Source organism: Corynebacterium sp. HMSC05D08, assembly GCF_001807215.1.
Classification (GTDB): domain Bacteria; phylum Actinomycetota; class Actinomycetes; order Mycobacteriales; family Mycobacteriaceae; genus Corynebacterium; species Corynebacterium striatum.
On record NZ_KV788294.1, the window covers coordinates 36289 to 54387 of the forward strand.

Consider the following 18099-nt stretch of genomic DNA (forward strand, 5'->3'; position numbering starts at 1 on the left):
CTACGCGCAGCCAATCTCCTCGACCTCTTCGTGGTCCGAGTAGATGACACGGATGCGCGAGTACACCTTGGCGTTGTAGCCACACGCTTCACGCTTGTCGACGACCACCCGCACCGGCGTCTGCTTAAACTTGCCCTCCGCACAGAAGGGGTCGCAGTCATTTTCCACGGCCGTACCCTCAGCCGTGGCCTCATCGGCGCCCCAGTTGGACCACTTGAGGTCCTTGACCAGGTAGTTGTTATCACCGCAGGCCAGCGAAATGCTGCCGGGGCCTTCCAGGCCGGTGACGGACACGCAGCCCAAGATGGCCGTGGCCTCCACGGTGGTGGTCACGTTGGGGCCGACCAGACCGACCACGCGGACCAGCTGGCCGGTTGCCGGAAGGATGGAGAAGCTGACATGGTCAGCGTCGCGAATGACGCTGATGAGGCCGTCCTCTCCCACGCCGTCGTGGGAGCCCTGCGAGGCCGAAGCCAGGTCGTTGCCGTCGGTGGCGGCCAGAATGTCGTAGACAATCTTTTGCTGCGCGCTGCTCAAACCCGGCTGCAGCAGCAGCTGCAGCGCGCCGAGGGCGCGGTTGGGGAAACGATCCGCAAGAGCTTCCAGCCCAGCGCGGTCGGTGGCCGCCATGAGGTCTTCTGCGGGGATGACTGGCTGCGGGTCGAACCCTGGCAGCTCGCCTTGGGAGGAGATGTTCACGGTGCCGTCGACGCCCACCGAGTACTCGGTCGTGGCAGTAGACGAACCATCGGTGTCCACGCGCTTGAGGTACTCCTTTGAGGTCACGCCTTTGTCCGCGGCGTCGGGCTGCGCGGCGGCAGCCTCACCCGCGTGCGTGAGCACCTCCGCCACGGCGACCGGCTCGCTGTGGTTCACAAACGGGATGACCCCGCCGGCCAGAGCTAGGACACCGATGCCTGCGGCCACGGCCTTCCACGGCGTGCGTGACCCCGAATCGACAATGTCGCTGAGGACCGCCTCGGAGCGGGTAAGGGCGGCGTCGTCAAGCGCAGCGTCTGGCACCGGATTTGCGGCGCGCAATTGGGAAAGCGGATCAGTCATCGTGGCCTCCGGTGAGCTCGGAAAGGTGGGTGCGGGCGCGGTGCAGGCGCACGCGGACGTTGTTAGGGGTGATGCCGAGGACCTCGGCGATCTCGGCCTGCGTGAGCTCCTCCCAGGCGAAGAGAGTGAGGATCTCGCGCTCGGCATAAGGAAGCTGCAGCAGGGCGCGGTTGATGTCGAGGGACAAGTCAACGGCGGCGGATTCGTCGAGAAGGGCGCCGTCGAAGTCGTCGAGGTTTTCGAACTCGCGGCGCGAGCGATAGAACTCGCGCATCACGTTGCGTGCGATGCCATAGAGCCATGGCAGCGGGTTCTCCCCCGTCAGGGTGTCGAAGTTGGCCCAGGCGCGCTCGAAGACATCGGCAGCCAGCTCCTCAGCGTGCTCCTGCGGCACGCGACGCCGCAAAAACGCCAAGACGGCAGGATAATGCGCGCGAAAGTGCCGGGAGAACTCCCGCTTTCGCGCGCCGGGCAAGGTTAAGACGGACAAATAAAACTCCACGAGCCTGCTGGAACATACTTCACATAGAGTATGTTGCAGCAGGCTCGGAATTATTACAGACTAGTGCGCGACTTTTTCCTTAACCGGAATTTTCGCAGGTTGTACCGGTTCTGCGGTGTCAGCGACTGCGGTACGGCGAGCCACCGCGGCGAAAACGGCACCGGTGACGTTGTGCTCGGTGTCGGACGCAGATGGTTTACTAGTAGACGATGGAACCGCTCGAACTCAGCGCACTCACCGGCACGCAGTCCCGTACGTATGGCACCCGGAAGATCACCGACTCTATGGTGAACGCACCGGTCCATGTGGCGATCGCACTGTGGGACGAGCGCTGGGACTCCGCGCCGGGCGGCACTGTTGATGGCTGGGTCATCGCAGTAAACACCAGGCAGACCCGGTTCATACGCAAGGGCCAGACCAAGAGCGGCGACGTGGTGGAGATTGCCATCCGCGAGTTCGAGAAGGCCACGAAGAATCTGAAGGGCCGAATCTGGATTGTCACGGGGCGCCGGCAAAATACGCTGCGGTCGGCGCTAGAACGGCGCGGCTATACGGTGACGGGCAGCTTTGCGGAGGAAAATAGGGCGTCGAAAAGCGCGAGCTCTGTGCGCCGCAAGGAAGCGGGCCTGACCGCACGTAAGGCCAAGAAGTTGGGCGAGGCGCCACGGAAGAAAGAGGCCACGCAGGTAGAGACCCCGAAGGCACATTGGTGGCCGAACTTCTCGCAGGCGTCATCATGGCCGGAGGGCGCCACGGTGCGCATTGCTACCGACGCCTCCTCCGACACCGTGTTCAAGGGCTCCATGTGCTTCGTGGCGGGCAATGGCGACTACCGGCTGCGCACCCGCGAGACTAAGGCGGGTACTGACGAGCTCGAGCTGGAGTCGCTGACCTTGGCGCTGAAGTACCTGCTCAAGGTGGGTGCAAAGAAGGCGATTATTGAAAGCGACTCGGTCGCGGCGCTCGAAGCGGTGGAGCAGTTGCGCAATAAGCAGTCGAAGGCGGTGCGCTCGCGGCGAACGTGGCGCGGCGTGACGTCAGGTGCGCGGTCGCGTTTCCAGCAGGCCTGGAACGACGTCGAGGGCGAATGCGAGGTGGAAATCCGCCGCGTGCTTGGCCATGCGGGCGATCCGCTCAACCGCGCGGCGGACCAGATTGCGTACATGGGGCTGCGTGCGATTGCTCATCCGATGAAGCAGTCGCGGGCCACGCTGCAGGAGGGCATCACCAAGGCGCTGGCCAAGCTTTAGGCTTAGCCGCTAAAAGATGATCCGGCAGGCAAACGCCACCGCCCACACCCACAGCCAACGGCGTTTGTGCAGCTTATCGCGATAGATGACGGACATTAACAGGTACCACGCCGACGGGATGATAAAGAAAAGACTGGTTCCTGGGTCCGCGCCAAAGTCATTAAATCCGACTAAAAGGAAAAACGCTGACAGGCCAGCTTTCCACCAAGAAAAAGGGTAAACCTTGCCGTCCGCCTCTGCTGGCTCTGGCTCGTTAGTTTTGGTTTGAGCTGGTACGACTTCGCTTGGCTCGTCTACTGGCGCTGGTTGGAAAGACTGCGCTGGTTGCGGTTTTGCCGCGTCCGCAAACGGATTGCCAGGTGCGTCTGCGAGGGGTTCCTCGAAGGGGTTATTGGCAAAAGGATTGGTCATAGCACATAGGATAGCGCCGACTGTTTCACGCGAGTTCATGTAGCCGGGCAATGGGTTTGGACCTGCGTTTGTGGGGCTGTTTTCGACGCTTTCGTGTTGGTCCCCCTCTACGGGTTTCCCTCTAATGGTCCCTTTACGAGTAGCGTTGGCGACCAATACGGCCCATTGGGTTTCATTACCCCCTAAAGAAACCCAACCAATGGGAGCCAACCAATGGGACCAGTCTGGGACGTGCGGAAACCCAGGCGGAACCGCAGGCGGAGAGGGCCAGAGCGGCGGCCAGTCCGCGCGGGGCCGCGGAGACTAAGCCACGGAGGCCAGAGCGGAGGCCAGGCCGCACAGGGTGCTAGTGGCCGCCGTTTCCGCCGGACGCGAAGGTGAAAGTATCGGTCTCACCGGAATCGCAGGTCACGGTGTAGGTGTGGTAGCCGTCGGCAGGACCGGGGCCGATGTTGTCCGGCGCGGTTACGTAACCCACCAGTTGGCCGAGGTCAGCCGCCGGCGACATCACCGTCGTCGCACCCCACGACGTGGTCAGGTTCGCGCGAGTACCCGGGCAGTTTGCCGCAATAAGCAGCTCCTGGCCCGGCTTGAGCTGACCGTCAACAGTACTGGTCAGCTGGGTGCCAGCGGTGGTCTTCGCATCCTCGCTGAACGGGTTGAAGCCGGTAGCAACTGCAGCGCCACCACCAGCCAAAATAGCGCAAGCGGCGGTAGCAGCAACGAGGGTCTTTTTCATGATGACTCCTTAACTAGGAAGTTGATGTTCACCTAGTTAGTTGCACTACCGCCGCGTTTATTACAGGCGACCAGAAAGTTTTTCCAGCCGCCAGTTGGCCGGGCTTATCCGGCGATTCGGCGCGCGCCGTCGCCAGGGCTGGCCACAAGGAAGGTCGGTGCCGGGAAGCCGCGCTCAACCGCGGCAGCAGCAATTGCCTCCGCCGTCGACTCCACATCGGCACGCTTGACCAGCGCAATCACCGCGCCACCGAAACCGCCCCCAGTCATACGCGCGCCCACCTCACCGGCCGCCGCGAACGCGCAGTCCAGCTCCGGCGTGGTGACCTCGTACTGGTCGCGCAGCGAGATGTGGCTATCGCGCATGAGCTCCCGGAAACGGTCAAGGTTGCCGGCCTCCAAGTCGGAGGCAGCTTCCAAGGTGCGAGCGGTCTCCTCCACGACGTGGGCGACGCGGCGCTTAACGACGCCCTCATCCTCCCCCGCTTCCCTCGCCCACCGGGTGGCGGCCGCAACGGCATCGGGAATATCGCGGATAGTTCCGCCGCGGGCCCCAGAGCCCGCCAATGGAGACTGAACCGCGTCGATGACGCCACGGCGGGAGGCATACTGGCCGTCGTTCAAAGTGTGAGGGGCGTTGGTGTCTGCGATGAGCAACACCATGTCGCGCTCCGCGATGTTAAACGGCACGCGGCGAACCTCACCCGTGGAGAAGTCCAAGACGAGCGCCTTGCCCTTCTGTCCGAAGAGGCTCGCGTTCTGGTCCAAGCCACCTGTCGAGGCACCGACGACCTCGTTCTCGGCGCGCATGCAGGCGAGAACCAGGCGGGTGCGGGCGGCGTCGTCAGGCGCGTGCCCTGTCGAAAGCTCGTAGGCCGCCACCGCCACCGAGCATTCCAACGCCGCGGAGCTGGAGAGGCCGGAGCCTACCGGAACGTCGGAGACAATCGCGATGTCGAGGCCCTCGCAGGAGGCGATGACGCCGTCCTCGAGGCCCGCCCACACGGCGCCGGCGACGTAGCCCGCCCAGGCGTCCGGGGTGCCCGCGGCCCAACCCGGGCCAACCTCCTCCAGAAAAACGTCCACGCGGTAGACCTTGCCGCCGAACTCGGAGGCAATCCGCAGTTGGCCGTCCTCGCGTGGGGCCACGGCCACGGCCGTGTTCTGCTCCAGCGCGAAAGGGATCGAGGCGCCACCTGCGTAGTCGACGTGCTCGCCGATGAGGTTCACGCGGCCCGGCGCGGCCCAAACCCCGGCAGGCTCCGCGGAGAAGTTGGAGCGGAAGAGTGCGATCGCGGCGTCGGCAAGCGCGGCGTCGGAGCGAGTGGAAATCCAGTTAAGCATCCCACACCTCCTTGAACCGGGCGGCGATGTGCTCCGGGGTGGTGTCGTTGATCCACACTGCCTGCGCGGACTCCGAACCGGCGAGGAACTTCATGCGGTTCGGCGAGCGCATCAGCGAAAACAGCTGCAGGTGCATGCGCACGTCCCCGCGCAGCGTAGGGTCGGCCGGCGCGAGGTTCCAACCAGCGATGTACGGGGTCTTTTCCACGCCGTCGAAGAAACGGTCCACAGCGATATACAGCTTCTTGAGCAGGGCGGCGAGGTCGTCGCGCTGGGCGTCGGAAAGCTCGGTGAAATCCGCCGCGTACTCGTTGGGCATGACCATCGCCTCAAGCGGCCACTTCGCGGCAGCCGGGACGAACGCGGTGAAGTGCTCGGTCTCGGCAATGATGCGGGTGCCCGCTGCGCGCTCCTTGTCCAGGATGTCCTGGAAGAGATCGCCCTCGTAAGCCTGCGAGGAAGCCACGATGGACTTCATGCGCGGCGAGAGGAACGGATAGGAGTAGATCTGGCCGTGCGGGTGCTGCAGCGTCACGCCGATTTCGGCGCCGCGATTCTCAAACGGGAAGACCTGCGCCACCTCAGGCAGCGCAGACAGCGCCGAGGTGCGGTGCGCCCACGCCTCGATGACGGTGCGAATGCGGCTCACAGGCAGATCCTTGAAGCTCAGCTCCGGGGCAGAAGTAAAGCACACGACCTCGCAGCGGGCCTTCGCCGGCAGGCGCGGGACCAGGCCCATGCCGTCGACGTCGTCCTCGTAGTCCTCCATCCCCATCGCAAAGGAGGGAAAGCGGTTTTCAAAGACCACCACGTCATAAGACGGCGACGGGATCTCCGTGGGCAGCTGGCCCGGCAGGGTCGGCGCGAGCGGGTTCTCGTTGGCCGGGGGCATGAATGTGCGGTTCATGCGGTGGGCGGCAAAGGCCACCCAGTCCCCGGTCAGCGGGTCGCGGCGCATCTCCGAAGCCGGTGTGACTTGCGGGAGTTCGCGGCTGTCTTCCAAGACGCGGTCGGTGTGTGGGGTGTCGTCGAAGTAGATGATTTCGCGGCCGTCGGCAAGCGCGGCTTTGGTGATCTCTAGCATTACTTGGCCTCCGCCAGCTTCGACTCGTCGATCTTGGAAGGGTCAACGATGATGGGACGCAGCTTGGCCCACAGCATGAAGGCTACTGCGACGACCAGCATGGCGACGCCGGCCCAGAGGTTGTCGGAGGATTCCTTCGGCAGGCCCGTGTCCGGATTGACGCCTGGGTCGAGGGCGAAGGAGCAGACTACGAGGACGATGCCGTAGATGCCCAGGAGCGCACCGATCACGTTGCGCAGGTCAAAGGCACCCGCGTGCTGAGGTGAAGTCTTGGTTGTCATGATTGATGCTCCTTTAGGCGAAGATGACGTTCAGGCCGACGGCAATAACCAGGCAGATGACGCCCAGCGGGACGGTCTGCTTGTACCACGGCAGGTTCTTCTCGGTGTAGTCCTCGAAGTGGTCCTTCGGGGTAACCGAGGATACGAAGCCGACGAGCTCTTCGTCTGGCTTGGGCTGGGTAAACATGGTGACGATGACGGAGACGATGATATCCACCGTAAAGGCCACGCCAGCGGCCACGAATGCCGTGCCCTGGCCAGGAAGGTTGAAGATGGAAGCCGTTGCGTCGGTAAAGGTTGCGATGTACCAGAAGGTAATTGCAGATGCGGTACCTGCAACCAAGCCGGACCAACCGGCGTGCGGAGTCATGCGCTTCCAGAACATACCGAGGATGAACGTTGCGAACAGCGGGGCGTTGAAGAAGCCGAACAGCGTCTGCAGGTAATCCATGACGTTGCCGAAGTTCTGGGCCAAAAGGGCGGTAAAGACGGCCACGCCGGTGGCGACGACGGTCGCGATGCGGCCGAACTTCAGGTAGTAGTCATCCTCGCGGTCCTTGACCACGTAGGTCTGCCAGATGTCATAAGAGATAACCGTGTTGAACGCGGAGATGTTTGCGGCCATGCCAGCCATGAAGGAGGCCAGCAGGCCAGCGATGGCCACGCCGAGGAGGCCGTTCGGAAGAAGGTCGCGCATGAGCAGCAGGATGGCGTCGTTTGGCTCAGCGCGCTCTTCCATGAGGTCAGCGACGGAAACGGAAGCCACCATGCCCGGGATAACCACGAGGAAGGGCACGAACATCTTCGGGAAAGCGCCGATGATTGGGGTCTTGCGGGCTGCGGAGATGGACTCCGAAGCCATGGCGCGCTGTACCTCGACAAAGTTGGTGGTCCAGTAACCGAAGGAGAGGACGAAGCCCAAGCCCAGTACGATACCGATGACGGACCAGACTGGGTTCTCAAAGCCGGAAATGTCTGTGCCCGGCCAGGTGTGGAAGTGGGATTCCGCAATAACGGAATCCTTCAGGCCCTGCCAGCCGCCGACGCGGTTGAGGCCGATGATGGTCAATGGTGCCAGAGCAGCAACGATGACGAAGAACTGTAGAACCTCGTTGTAGATGGCTGCGGACAGGCCGCCCAGGGTGATGTAGGACAAAACGATGAGGCCAGCGACAAGGAGCGCGACCCACATCGGCCAGCCCAGCAGGGCTTCAACGATGGTGGCCAGCAGGTACAGGTTCACACCGGCGATGAGCAGCTGTGCCACGGCGAAGGAAATCGCGTTGACCAGGTGTGCCGCGTTGCCGAAGCGCCTGCGCATGAACTCCGGCACGGAACGCACCTTGGAGCCGTAGTAGAACGGCATCATCACGATGCCTAGGAAGACCATGGCCGGGATGGCGCCGATCCAGAAGTAGTGCATGGTCTGGAAACCGTATTCCACGCCATTTGCAGACATACCGATGATTTCCACCGCACCGAGGTTCGCAGAGACGAACGCCAGGCCAGTCACCCAAGCCGGCAAACCGCGGCCCGAGAGGAAGAAGTCAATGGAGGAGGAAACGCGGGCTTTTGCAGCCCAGCCAATTCCCAAGACAAAGAGGAAGTACAAAGCAACGAGCAGATAATCCACCCAGGTTGCGTCGAGTCTCAATACTGAAGGTTCCATTTCAAGAGCTTTCTTTTATTAGATTGCGCTCAAGCGAAGCTCGTAGGCAATCGGTTGATGTGCGTTGAGAACGGCCACGTCTGTGCCGCTACGCAGTGCGTTTGGCGGAGCGCTCATGGGCTCCACCGCCAGGGCACGCCCGCGCCCTGGGTAATCTGCCGGAGTGTACATCTGGACCCAATCCAGCCCCTGCCCCATCTCTAGGCGCACGCCCTTGCCCGCCGAGACATACTCTGCGGTCAGTGGTCCATGCCCGTGGAAGCAGTCATCCCATTCCACTTCGGCAATGCGCTGGCGCTTGACGACGACCTCTTCTACCTCACCCGTCGGCAAGTTCCGGGCGTCCAGCAGGTGGTGCTCGGTGACGGGGAGGGTCAGTTCGGAGGCGTCGGCAGCCGCGCCGCGTGCCGAGAGATAGGTGTGCAGGCCGAACGCGAACGGGGCGGGCCCTTCGGCGCTGGCCTCGAAGTGGGCGGATAAGCCGGCTGCGTCGAGGGTGTAGGTGGCTATGAGTTGGGTAGGCCACGGCCACGGTTCCTCGATGCGGGTGGTGAGTTGCACGCGGTCGGTGGCGTAGTAAACCAGATCCCAGGCTGCGTCGAGGACGAAGCCGTGGTTTGCGTTGTTGCGCTCGGGCTCGTTGACGGGGACTAAGTGCTCAGTCCCGCGCCAAGTGAAGCAGCCGTCTTCTGTGCGGTTTGGCCATGGTGCAAGAACCACGCCGGCGCACATCGGAGGCAGGCCGTCGTAGGTTTCCACAAGGGGTTCGCCGTTGTAGGTCAGCGCCTTAATGCCGCCGCCTAGGCTGGCGATTTCCGCCATGTATGCACCGTGTGCCATTCGGTACACAGGTGCAGAGCTGCTCGGGCTAGCCGTTCTGGTCATAACCTATTGCCCTTTCTTCCGTGTGTAACTCACTACGGGTTTTAGGTTAAGTCGCAGCTCAAGGGCCAGTCAATCGTTTGCATAAACTTGCATAGTGATATCCCTGAAATCTACTTTTAGGTGCTACTGGTCATACACAGCAGCGCAAATCCTCCGCCAAATGATGCGCGCGGCCGAATGCGGGGTGGCCAAGACTTCGCGCAGATAGTTCTCCGGCTTCAGCTCCCACGGCGTAAAGGCAGAGTGCACGCGCACGGGAATTCCCAGGTGCCACGACCACAGCTTGGTCCGCAAGGCATGAAAGTCACTGGTGACCACATCAAAGTAGGGCGCGCGGTACAGCGCGAGGGAGTTCTCCAAATTTTCGTTGGTACTCGTGGCGTTGGGCTCGACGATGGTTTTCTCGGCTGGCACTCCCCTGCCAATGAGATAAGCCTCCATCACCTCGGCTTCTCCGCGTCCGGACACGATGATGTCCTGCCCGCGCCACAGCAAAAATGCGCGCTCAAGGCGACGCTCGAGCATAGGACCTGGCACGCCGCCTTGGACGCGAGCTCCCAATACCAACAGGGGGACTAAGATAGGTCCGGACATAAAGCACGAGCTTAATCCAGGAAGGACACCGTGGCCACACCGACTCTGAAGGACCTCGCCGCGGCCACAGGAGTGTCCATCTCCACGGTCTCGCGCGCATTGGCCAACCATCCGGCCATTTCGCAGGCCACCACGAAAAAGGTCAAAGACGCCGCGGAAAAGCTCGGCTACCGCCCAAATGCCCAGGCCCGCGCGCTGCGCGGCTCCCGCTCCGACGCCATCGGTGTGGTCATCCCCAACCTTGCCGACCCATACTTCGCGCTCATCGCCGCCGCCATCGAGGCCGAGGCCGAACGCGAGGGAATTGCCGCAATCATGACCACGTGTTCGGAATCCCCGGAGCGCCTGGCCAAGGCTCTCGATGCCCTGACCTGGCGCCAAGTCGACGGCATCATCACCGTCCCCGTCGAAGGTGCAGAGGCCGCTCTCAACGAGGCCGCGAAGTCCCGCCCGCTTCTGCTCATTGACCGCGAGCTAGCCCCCTTCCCTGCCGTGGCCTCCGATCCACGGCCCGGCATGTTCGCCGCGCTGACCCAGCTGCGCCAGAAGGGCCACGAGCGCATCGGCTACATCCCGGGGCCTCAACAAACATCCACGGGCCGGCAGCGACTCAAGGTTTTTCGCGGCGCGACCAGCGAGTTCAGTACCTTCTATGCGCAGGGTGGCTATCGCCGCAAGGACGGTTACGTCGGAGCGCTGGAGCTCTTTGAAAAGGACGTCACGGCTATCGTCGCGGGCGATTCCATGATGACCGCCGGTGCACTGGAGGCCTGCTACAACGCGGGCAAGCGTATTGGTACGGATATCGCATTGGTCGGATTCGACGACCTCAACTTCTTCCGCCTGCAGCCGGTCCCCATTTCTGTGGTGGACCAAGATATGGCGGCGCTTGGCCGCCTAGCGGTACAACAACTGACCGCGGCCATCGCGCACAACGCCACCCCCACGGGCGTCAAGGTCCCGACAACCTACATTCCCCGCGTCTCGACTGCCGCGCGTTTGACCAAGAGCTAGCCGACTGCCGCACGTTTGACCGAGAGCTGGCTCTACGGTCAAACGTGCATTTACTGCAGGAGGCAATCGCGGCCCCTACTCGCCGAGAAGCTTCGCGCGCAGGTTCGCGTCCTTCTGTTCGACCTCGGCGGCCATGTTCTCTTGGTACTCTGCCATCTTCTGCATCAGGGCAGGATCGCCAGCACCGAGGATGCGCACGGCCAGCAGGCCGGCGTTCTTTGCGCCGCCGATGGACACGGTCGCAACCGGCACGCCGCCCGGCATCTGCACGATGGACAGCAGCGAGTCCATACCGTCGAGCTCCTTAAGCGCACGCGGGATGCCGATAACCGGCAGCGGAGTAGCCGCCGCAACCATGCCCGGCAGGTGCGCCGCGCCGCCCGCACAGGCGATGATGACCTGCAGGCCACGCTCGTGCGCGGACTTGGCATAAGCCAGCATCTTCTCCGGGGTGCGGTGTGCGCTGACCACGCCCACCTCGAAAGCCACACCGAACTCCGCGAGCACCTCGGCTGCGGGTTTGACGGTGGGCCAGTCGGAATCGGAGCCCATAATCAGGCCAACCTGCGGTTCCATAAAATCTCCTTAAGCTTCGGCCCACTCAGCGTGGACGAGGAAGTGTGCGGCATCGGCAGCGATGCGGCGGGTTTTAGCCACATCCGTGCCCACGACGTTAACGTGGCCAATCTTACGGCCGGCGCGATAGTCCTTGCCGTACAGGTGAATCCTGGCCTGCGGGTAGCGCTCCATCACTTCGCGCACGCGCTGCCGCATCGGCATTTCTGGGTCGGCAGAGCCGCCCAGCACGTTGGCCATGACGGTGATAGGCGCCAGCGGATCGGTAGCGCCCAGCGGCAGGTCCAAGACCGCGCGCAGGTGCTGCTCAAACTGCGAGGTTACTGAGCCATCCTGGGTCCAGTGGCCGGTGTTGTGCGGGCGCATGGCCAGCTCGTTGACGGCGATGTCTTCACCGGCATCAGCATTAAACGCGAAGAGCTCAACCGCCAAGACGCCCGTGACGCCGAGCTGCGCGGCCACGAGTTCGCCGACCTTAGCAGCACGCTCTGCCAGCTCAGGGCTCAGCCCCGGCGCGGGGGCGAAAGCCTCGGCGCAGATACCGTCGCGCTGCACGGACTCGGTGATCGGCCAAGCCTTCACTTCGCCGGAAGGGCGGCGGGCAACGAGCACGGAAAGCTCGCGGGTCAGCGTGACCTTCTCCTCTGCCATGAGGGGTGTGCCCGCATCAAGCAGCTTGGCAACCAATGACTCCAGCTCATGCGCTTCAGGGAACCACACGCCGTGGCCGTCGTAGCCACCGCGGCGGGCCTTCAGGCACACACGGCCCTCAACGAGTCCGAAGAAGTCCAGCGCATCTGCCACGGTTTCAATCGCGGCAAAACGCGGGACTGGTGCACCCAGCTCCGCGAGCTTCTGGCGCATGAGCAGCTTGTCCTGCGCGTACAACAGTGCAGAAGGCTGGGGCTGGACATTGTATCCGGCGTCGATAAGCGCCTGCACATGCTCGGTAGGCACGTGCTCGTGCTCGAAAGTCAGGCCGTCCGCGTCCTGGGACGCGCCGACGAGAGTGTCGTAGTCGTGGTAATCCCCCAGGACAACGTCCGGGATGACCTGCGCTGCGGACTGCTCGCCGGAGGAGGCGAGGATGCGCAAATGGATGTCTAGCTCAGCGGCTGCCGGCTGCAACATGCGTGCGAGCTGGCCGTCGCCAAAAACGGTAACGATGGGCTTTGCTTGTTGACTCACCTGTCCAATACTAGCCTTAAGGCTATGATCGTCCGGCATACTATCTTCCAAAACTCCCTCATGACGGCCCTTCTCGACGGCATCTATGACGGTGAGATGACCATCGGCGAGCTACTCGGCAAGGGTAACTTCGGCATCGGCACGTTCGACGCCCTCGATGGCGAGATGATCATCCTCGACGGCGTGTGTTACCAGCTGCGCGGCGACGGAACTGCCACCATCGCGGACCTGGACCAGGGAACGCCCTTTGCGGTGGCTACGAACTTTGTGCCGCGCATCAAGGTCGAGGCGCCGCAGGGCATGCTGCGCTCCGAGCTTTCTGCTTTCGTGGATGAGATTCAGCCCTCCGCGAATTACATGTATGCCGTGCGAATCTCGGGCCGCTTCCGCTCGGTGACCACCCGCACCGTGGTCAAGCAGTCCAAGCCCTATCCCCCAATGGCCGAGGCCGTGGGCGGCGATAAGGAGCTGCACTTCACCGATGTCGAGGGCATCATCGGCGGCTTCCGCACTCCGGTCTTTGAAAAGGGAATCTCGGTGCCGGGCTGCCACGTGCACTTTATCGACGCCGATCGCACCTCCGGCGGGCACGTCCTGGACTACGTTGTGGACGACGCCACCATCGAGCTATGCCCCGGCACCGACCTCGAGCTGCGCCTGCCGCTGACCCAAGAGTTTGGCCAAGCCAACCTGGCTCCTGAGGATCTGGACCACCAGCTGCACACCACAGAGGTTAAGAATTAGAAGAGCTCCTGCTCGTTGAGGATCTCCTCCACGCGCTTGGCCTTGGGGATGGAAGGGAAGTACATCGGGCGCTCGTAGCCGTGGATAGCGAGGGAGATGCCTCCGCGGCGGCGTCTAGCGCCGCGGATATCCCGCAGTGGGATCGAGTCCACGTGGCTGCCCTCGCGCGCGATGACGCGCAGGTTGGTCACGATGAAGCGCCGGCGCCGCGTGCGGTACAGCGGCAAGCCAAAGCGCCAGAGAGAAAGTACCGCCCACAGGCCCACGATTCCGTTGCGAAGATTGACGTCGAGGCCATAAGAATCCGCCCAGCCGATGGCCATCCAGGCCAGACCAGTGATGAGGATGAGCTCGAGAAATGGGAAAAGGAGCGCACGGTACGGCGCGGTCATATCTACGCGGACGACTTCACCGCGGCCCATCTTCATCAATCCCATAGGGGTGCATGATACCCGCAGGAGGCGGCGGCGTCGGCACCATCTACGCGGGCGGCGACGAACTGGACTCCAACGGCGATGCCTACAGATGGCCAGATGCCACAGCCTCCGGCCGGCGGCATGGACGAATCCACTGGTGAGCAGCTCAAAGATGACGGTGAGGTCTCCCAGGGAATGGGCGGCGGCCCGATGGGCGGACAGCGCCCCTAAATAGACACAATTTGCCAAATAGGAATGCCTGCCACGCTCTGTGGCGGGCCCTATTTGGCAAATTGTGCTTTACAACGCCCCGCCTCTCCACGCGGCGCGGCAACGAGTCGCTACTGAACCGGGCGCAGGTGCGTAACGTCGCCGGCGGAGTAGTACTCGCCGCCGACGTTGATGCGTCCGTCGTCGGCGATGCCTTCGACGACACCGACGACGTCGCCAGTCGGCGCCTCGAGACGAACTTCCTGGCCGATGGTAGAGCAGACCTTGCGGTAGTCCGCCATTAGCTGTGGATCCTGGTTCTCCCACTGGGTGATGCGGCGGCGCAAGTTCTTCAGTAAAGCAATTGCCAGCTCGGTGCGGTCGGTGTCGCGGCCTTCGAGGGCCAGGGACGTGGCCTTCTCGATGGGCAGCTGCTCGCGGGTCAAGGTGACGTTCAGACCCATGCCCACGACAACGCGTGCAGACAGCGTAGCTCCTGCTTCGGTCTTCGGGGCGACCTCCGCCTTGTTCACCTCAGCCTTATTAAACTCAGTCTTCGGCGCGGACTTGAAGGCAGCGCCCACTGGGCCAGCTTCGGCGAGAATGCCGCAAAGCTTGTTGCCGTCGATGTGGACGTCATTTGGCCACTTAAGCACGGAGCCCTCAACCGTATCGGTGACCGCCAAACCAGAAGCGAGCGGCAAAGTGCCGAGGTACTCAAGGGTCTCGGGAAGGATGAGCACCGAAAGAATCAGCTGTGAACCCGCCGGGCTAACCCAAGTACGGCCCAAGCGGCCTTTGCCGGAGACCTGCTCGTTGGCCAACAGCACGGTGCCATCAGCGACGTTTTCCGCCTGCATGAGGTCCGTGTTGGTTGAACCGGTCTGCTCTACGTAATCAATTACAGCGAAGTCATCAGCTAGCGCGGTACGAATGCGTTCAATATCAAGTGGAGCTGTCATGCCACCGAGATTACCCGCCACCTAAAAGCAGCCCCGGCTGACACTAGCTAATGCGCATAACCACCCCGCCCACACTAGAACCAGCCAGGCTTATCCAGGATTTCCTGCTTGCCCTTTTCATCAAGACAGGTGGTCAACACCGCCTGCGGCAGGGCTTTTTCTACCTGCTCAGGGGATACAGTTATGCCGCGCTGCCCCGGCAACCATTCGACGGCGTCCTTAATGAGGAGGTCATGCGTCCCACGCAGATCGCCCTGCAGTGAGTCGCTGTTTCCTTCCATAGCCACCGTGTAGCGAATTCCCGGGTCCCCCACTCGCATCCCCACTGCCCGTACTCGGTAACCTCAGCATCGAAAGCTGAAGGCCCGCAGCATTCAGACTGTCTTTCATTAATGCCGTGTCGAACTTGCCGTGGTTTTCTAAATAGTCGCGGACCCCGGAAGCTTCAGCTTGCTCACCGAAGATCTTGCTGAAAGTGGTGTCGCGTGGTGCTGAATTTGATGTAGTTTCCGGTCTTTCCGAAACAGACGCGGCTCCTGACGTTTCCGCGTTCAGAGCCTGTTCATCCACAGCTCCAACGGCATTGTTAGTGGTAAACGAAGCCGCGTTATCTACGGTATCGGCACCGGAACAGCCGGCTACGAGCAGAGCTAGGAGTGGAGCAAGCTTTTTCATAGCGCCAACCAGCATAGGCGATTTAACGGGGGTGCTAGTGTAGGCGCATGGCAAAGGTCACTTTTGAGAAGGTCAACATCACCTATCCCAACGCCGCCCAGCCCACGGTCAAGGACCTTGACCTGGAAATCGCAGATGGTGAGTTTCTGGTGCTCGTCGGCCCATCCGGCTGCGGAAAGTCCACCACCCTGCGCTCCTTGGCAGGTCTTGAGCCGACCTCCAGCGGCCGCATTCTCATCGACGATAAAGACGTCACCGGCCTCGAACCAGGCGAGCGCGATATCGCCATGGTCTTTCAAAATTATGCCCTCTACCCGCACCTTTCCGTAGCTGAGAATATGGGCTTTGCCCTCAAGCTCGCCAAGCTGCCTAAGGATGAGATTAAGAAGAAGGTCGACGAGGCCGCAGCCACCCTCGGCCTGACCGAGTACCTCGACCGCAAGCCGAAGGACCTCTCCGGCGGTCAGCGTCAGCGCGTAGCCATGGGCCGCGCCATCGTGCGTAATCCCAAGGTCTTCCTTATGGATGAGCCGCTGTCCAACTTGGACGCGAAGCTACGCGTCCAGACCCGCTCGGAGCTCGCCAGCCTGCAGCAGCGCCTGGGCACCACCACCGTCTACGTCACGCACGACCAAGTCGAGGCCATGACCATGGGCGACCGAGTGGCTGTACTCAAGGACGGCGTCCTGCAGCAGGTCGCTCCCCCACGCGAGCTCTACGACGCCCCCGCCAACGAATTCGTCGCTGGCTTCATCGGCTCGCCTGCCATGAACATCTTCAACTACAACGAAGGCCGCATCGGCGTTCGCCCAGAGGACATGCTCATCACAGAAGCCCCGACTGATATCTCCGGCATCGTTGACATCGTCGAGGAACTCGGCGCTGAGTCTTATGTCTACGTCACCGTTGGCAACCAGCGTTTCGTCGCCCGCGCAGATAAAGCACACACTCCACAGCGCGGCGACAGCGTACATCTATCTTTCGACCCGAATAAAGCGCATCACTTCGACCCCGAAACGGGCGAACGCATTAACTCCTAATAAGACGTTGGGGGTGGATCTCACCCCCGACCGCGTCTTTCTACTGGGACTTTCGGAAAAAATAACGGTCTCAGACCGGGAAATAAGTCAAACCCCCGCGCGATGTGCTCGTTTTAACTTATTTTTAAGTCACCAGAAGTTTTCCGAAAGGTGAAATGCCCATGAAGAAGTCCGTACTTCGTTCCAGCCTCCACACCGCCCGCAAGGGCGCCGTTGTCACCACCGCTGCTCTCGCGCTGGTATTGGCAGGCTGCTCATCCTCCTCTGACGAGGGTTCCTCCGATTCCGCATCCAGCGGTTCCGCCGACGGCGCTGACGGCCGCGGCCCCATCACCTTCGCGATGGGTAAGAACGACACCGACAAGATCCAGCCGGTCATCGAGAAGTGGAACAAGGAGCACCCTGACGAGAAGGTTACCCTCAAGGAGCTCGCCGGCGAGGCAGACGCTCAGCGCGACACCCTCGTACAGTCCCTGCAGGCTGGCAACTCTGACTACGACGTCATGGCACTCGACGTCGTCTGGACCGCAGAGTTCGCCGCAAACCAGTGGCTCGCTCCGCTGACCGGCGATCTGGAGGTTGACACCTCCGATCTACTCGAGTCCACCGTTGAGTCCGCTACCTACAACGACACCCTCTACGCTCTGCCTCAGAACACCAACGGCCAGCTCCTCTTCCGCAACACCGACTTGGCTGACAAAGCACCAGAGAAGTTCGACGACATCAAGACTGCTTGCGAGGCGCTCAAGGAGGACACCTCCTGCCTGACCACACAGCTCAAGCAGTACGAAGGCCTGACCGTAAATACCGCAGGCTTCATGGAGGGCTGGGGCGGCTCCGTTCTGGCTGACGACGGCACTCCTTCCGTAGACTCGGCTGAGTCCAAGGCTGGTCTGCAGGCGCTTGTCGATGCTTACAAGGACGGCGTCATCTCCAAGGATTCCACCGCCGCTACCGAGGAGGAGACCAACCTGGCCTTCACCGAGGGCAAGACCGCTTTCGCCATCAACTGGCCGTACATGTACACCAACGCTGAGGATGAAGGTGTGAAGTTCGAGGTCCAGCCGCTGGTAGGCAAGGACGGCGTTGGCGTTTCCACCCTGGGTGGCTACAACAACGGCATCAACATCAACTCCGAGAAGAAGGCCACCGCGCTGGACTTCATGAAGTTCATCATCAACGAGGAGAACCAGAAGTCCTTCGCTGAGGCTTCCTTCCCGCCGGTTCTGGCTTCCGTCTACGACGATGCTGCCCTCATCGAGCAGTTCCCGTACCTGCCGGCTCTCAAGGAGTCCCTGGAAAACGCCGCACCGCGTCCGGTCTCCCCGTTCTACACCGCAATCTCCAAGGCTGTTCAGGACAACGCTTACGCAGCGCTGACCGCTGGCAAGTCCGTGGATGACGCAACCAAGGACATGAAGGCTGCTATCGAGGCTGCTTCCCAGGGCTAAAAG

General features: G+C 62.1%; 20 protein-coding genes. 5 read left to right on the top strand and 15 right to left on the bottom strand.

The annotated features are described in order from the left end of the window. Together HMPREF3148_RS01720 and HMPREF3148_RS01725 are read right to left on the bottom strand one after the other, a co-directional pair. A complete protein-coding gene (locus HMPREF3148_RS01720; RefSeq protein WP_049064117.1) occupies positions 1–1062 on the bottom strand; it encodes a hypothetical protein in 1062 nt (353 codons plus the stop codon). Then, positions 1055–1564 (bottom strand): RNA polymerase sigma factor, encoded by a 510-nt coding sequence (locus HMPREF3148_RS01725; RefSeq protein WP_255456434.1) that lies wholly within the window; start codon positions 1562–1564, stop codon positions 1055–1057. The genes HMPREF3148_RS01720 and HMPREF3148_RS01725 overlap by 8 nt, the downstream gene beginning before the upstream one ends. Before the next feature lie 209 nt (positions 1565–1773). Between HMPREF3148_RS01725 and HMPREF3148_RS01730 the strand changes: the two genes are divergently transcribed. Then, complete coding sequence (locus HMPREF3148_RS01730; protein ID WP_005528057.1) at positions 1774–2814, top strand: ribonuclease HI; 1041 nt, start codon at positions 1774–1776, stop codon at positions 2812–2814. A 9-nt stretch (positions 2815–2823) separates the two neighbouring features. Here HMPREF3148_RS01730 and HMPREF3148_RS01735 read toward each other — a convergent pair whose 3' ends face one another. The 8 genes from HMPREF3148_RS01735 to HMPREF3148_RS01770 form a co-directional block, all read right to left on the bottom strand. Continuing rightward, positions 2824–3225, bottom strand: a complete 402-nt coding sequence (locus tag HMPREF3148_RS01735; protein WP_070508601.1) for a hypothetical protein — start codon at positions 3223–3225, stop codon at positions 2824–2826. A 346-nt stretch (positions 3226–3571) separates the two neighbouring features. Beyond that, entirely contained in the window at positions 3572–3964 is a 393-nt protein-coding gene (locus HMPREF3148_RS01740) for a hypothetical protein (RefSeq protein WP_053085486.1), read from the bottom strand. Between the two features lie 104 nt (positions 3965–4068). After that, positions 4069–5307, bottom strand: a complete 1239-nt coding sequence (gene galK / locus HMPREF3148_RS01745) for a galactokinase (RefSeq protein WP_070508602.1) — start codon at positions 5305–5307, stop codon at positions 4069–4071. Continuing rightward, complete coding sequence (galT, locus tag HMPREF3148_RS01750; protein ID WP_070420865.1) at positions 5300–6391, bottom strand: galactose-1-phosphate uridylyltransferase; 1092 nt, start codon at positions 6389–6391, stop codon at positions 5300–5302. The genes galK and galT overlap by 8 nt, the downstream gene beginning before the upstream one ends. Continuing rightward, complete coding sequence (locus tag HMPREF3148_RS01755) at positions 6391–6672, bottom strand: hypothetical protein (RefSeq protein WP_005528050.1); 282 nt, start codon at positions 6670–6672, stop codon at positions 6391–6393. The genes galT and HMPREF3148_RS01755 overlap by 1 nt, the downstream gene beginning before the upstream one ends. A 13-nt stretch (positions 6673–6685) precedes the next feature. Continuing rightward, on the bottom strand, positions 6686–8341 hold the full coding sequence (locus HMPREF3148_RS01760; protein ID WP_005528049.1) for a sodium:solute symporter family protein: 1656 nt from the start codon (positions 8339–8341) through the stop codon (positions 6686–6688). A gap of 18 nt (positions 8342–8359) precedes the next feature. Then, a complete protein-coding gene (locus HMPREF3148_RS01765; RefSeq protein ID WP_141740952.1) occupies positions 8360–9181 on the bottom strand; it encodes an aldose 1-epimerase family protein in 822 nt (273 codons plus the stop codon). 168 nt (positions 9182–9349) lie between these two features. Further along, positions 9350–9820 (bottom strand): YdcF family protein, encoded by a 471-nt coding sequence (locus HMPREF3148_RS01770; protein WP_070508603.1) that lies wholly within the window; start codon positions 9818–9820, stop codon positions 9350–9352. Between the two features lie 30 nt (positions 9821–9850). On the opposite strand from HMPREF3148_RS01770, the gene HMPREF3148_RS01775 reads away from it, so the two are divergent. Continuing rightward, positions 9851–10834 (top strand): LacI family DNA-binding transcriptional regulator, encoded by a 984-nt coding sequence (locus HMPREF3148_RS01775; RefSeq protein WP_005528046.1) that lies wholly within the window; start codon positions 9851–9853, stop codon positions 10832–10834. A 75-nt stretch (positions 10835–10909) separates the two neighbouring features. On the opposite strand, the gene purE is transcribed toward HMPREF3148_RS01775, so the two are convergent. Then, complete coding sequence (purE, locus tag HMPREF3148_RS01780) at positions 10910–11410, bottom strand: 5-(carboxyamino)imidazole ribonucleotide mutase (protein ID WP_049064124.1); 501 nt, start codon at positions 11408–11410, stop codon at positions 10910–10912. Positions 11411–11419: 9 nt separating this feature from the next. Further along, on the bottom strand, positions 11420–12637 hold the full coding sequence (locus HMPREF3148_RS01785; RefSeq protein WP_070508604.1) for a 5-(carboxyamino)imidazole ribonucleotide synthase: 1218 nt from the start codon (positions 12635–12637) through the stop codon (positions 11420–11422). Here HMPREF3148_RS01785 and budA point away from each other — a divergent pair. Next, positions 12623–13342, top strand: coding sequence for an acetolactate decarboxylase (gene budA, locus HMPREF3148_RS01790; protein ID WP_049064127.1), 720 nt, complete (start codon positions 12623–12625; stop codon positions 13340–13342). The two genes, HMPREF3148_RS01785 and budA, sit on opposite strands and share 15 nt — an antisense overlap. Here the strand turns inward: budA and HMPREF3148_RS01795 are convergent. The 3 genes from HMPREF3148_RS01795 to HMPREF3148_RS01805 all read right to left on the bottom strand — a co-directional run bounded on the left by HMPREF3148_RS01795 (position 13339) and on the right by HMPREF3148_RS01805 (position 15211). Continuing rightward, on the bottom strand, positions 13339–13779 hold the full coding sequence (locus HMPREF3148_RS01795) for a hypothetical protein (protein WP_005528042.1): 441 nt from the start codon (positions 13777–13779) through the stop codon (positions 13339–13341). The genes budA and HMPREF3148_RS01795 overlap by 4 nt on opposite strands. Before the next feature lie 320 nt (positions 13780–14099). After that, positions 14100–14930 (bottom strand): biotin--[acetyl-CoA-carboxylase] ligase, encoded by an 831-nt coding sequence (locus HMPREF3148_RS01800; RefSeq protein WP_049147349.1) that lies wholly within the window; start codon positions 14928–14930, stop codon positions 14100–14102. A gap of 74 nt (positions 14931–15004) precedes the next feature. Beyond that, positions 15005–15211 (bottom strand): hypothetical protein, encoded by a 207-nt coding sequence (locus HMPREF3148_RS01805; protein WP_049147347.1) that lies wholly within the window; start codon positions 15209–15211, stop codon positions 15005–15007. Positions 15212–15652: 441 nt separating this feature from the next. Here HMPREF3148_RS01805 and HMPREF3148_RS01810 point away from each other — a divergent pair, with 441 nt between their 5' ends. Together HMPREF3148_RS01810 and HMPREF3148_RS01815 are read left to right on the top strand one after the other, a co-directional pair. Continuing rightward, entirely contained in the window at positions 15653–16645 is a 993-nt protein-coding gene (locus HMPREF3148_RS01810) for an ABC transporter ATP-binding protein (protein ID WP_049064132.1), read from the top strand. Between the two features lie 161 nt (positions 16646–16806). Then, positions 16807–18096 (top strand): ABC transporter substrate-binding protein, encoded by a 1290-nt coding sequence (locus HMPREF3148_RS01815; RefSeq protein ID WP_034656552.1) that lies wholly within the window; start codon positions 16807–16809, stop codon positions 18094–18096. Positions 18097–18099 lie beyond the last annotated feature (3 nt).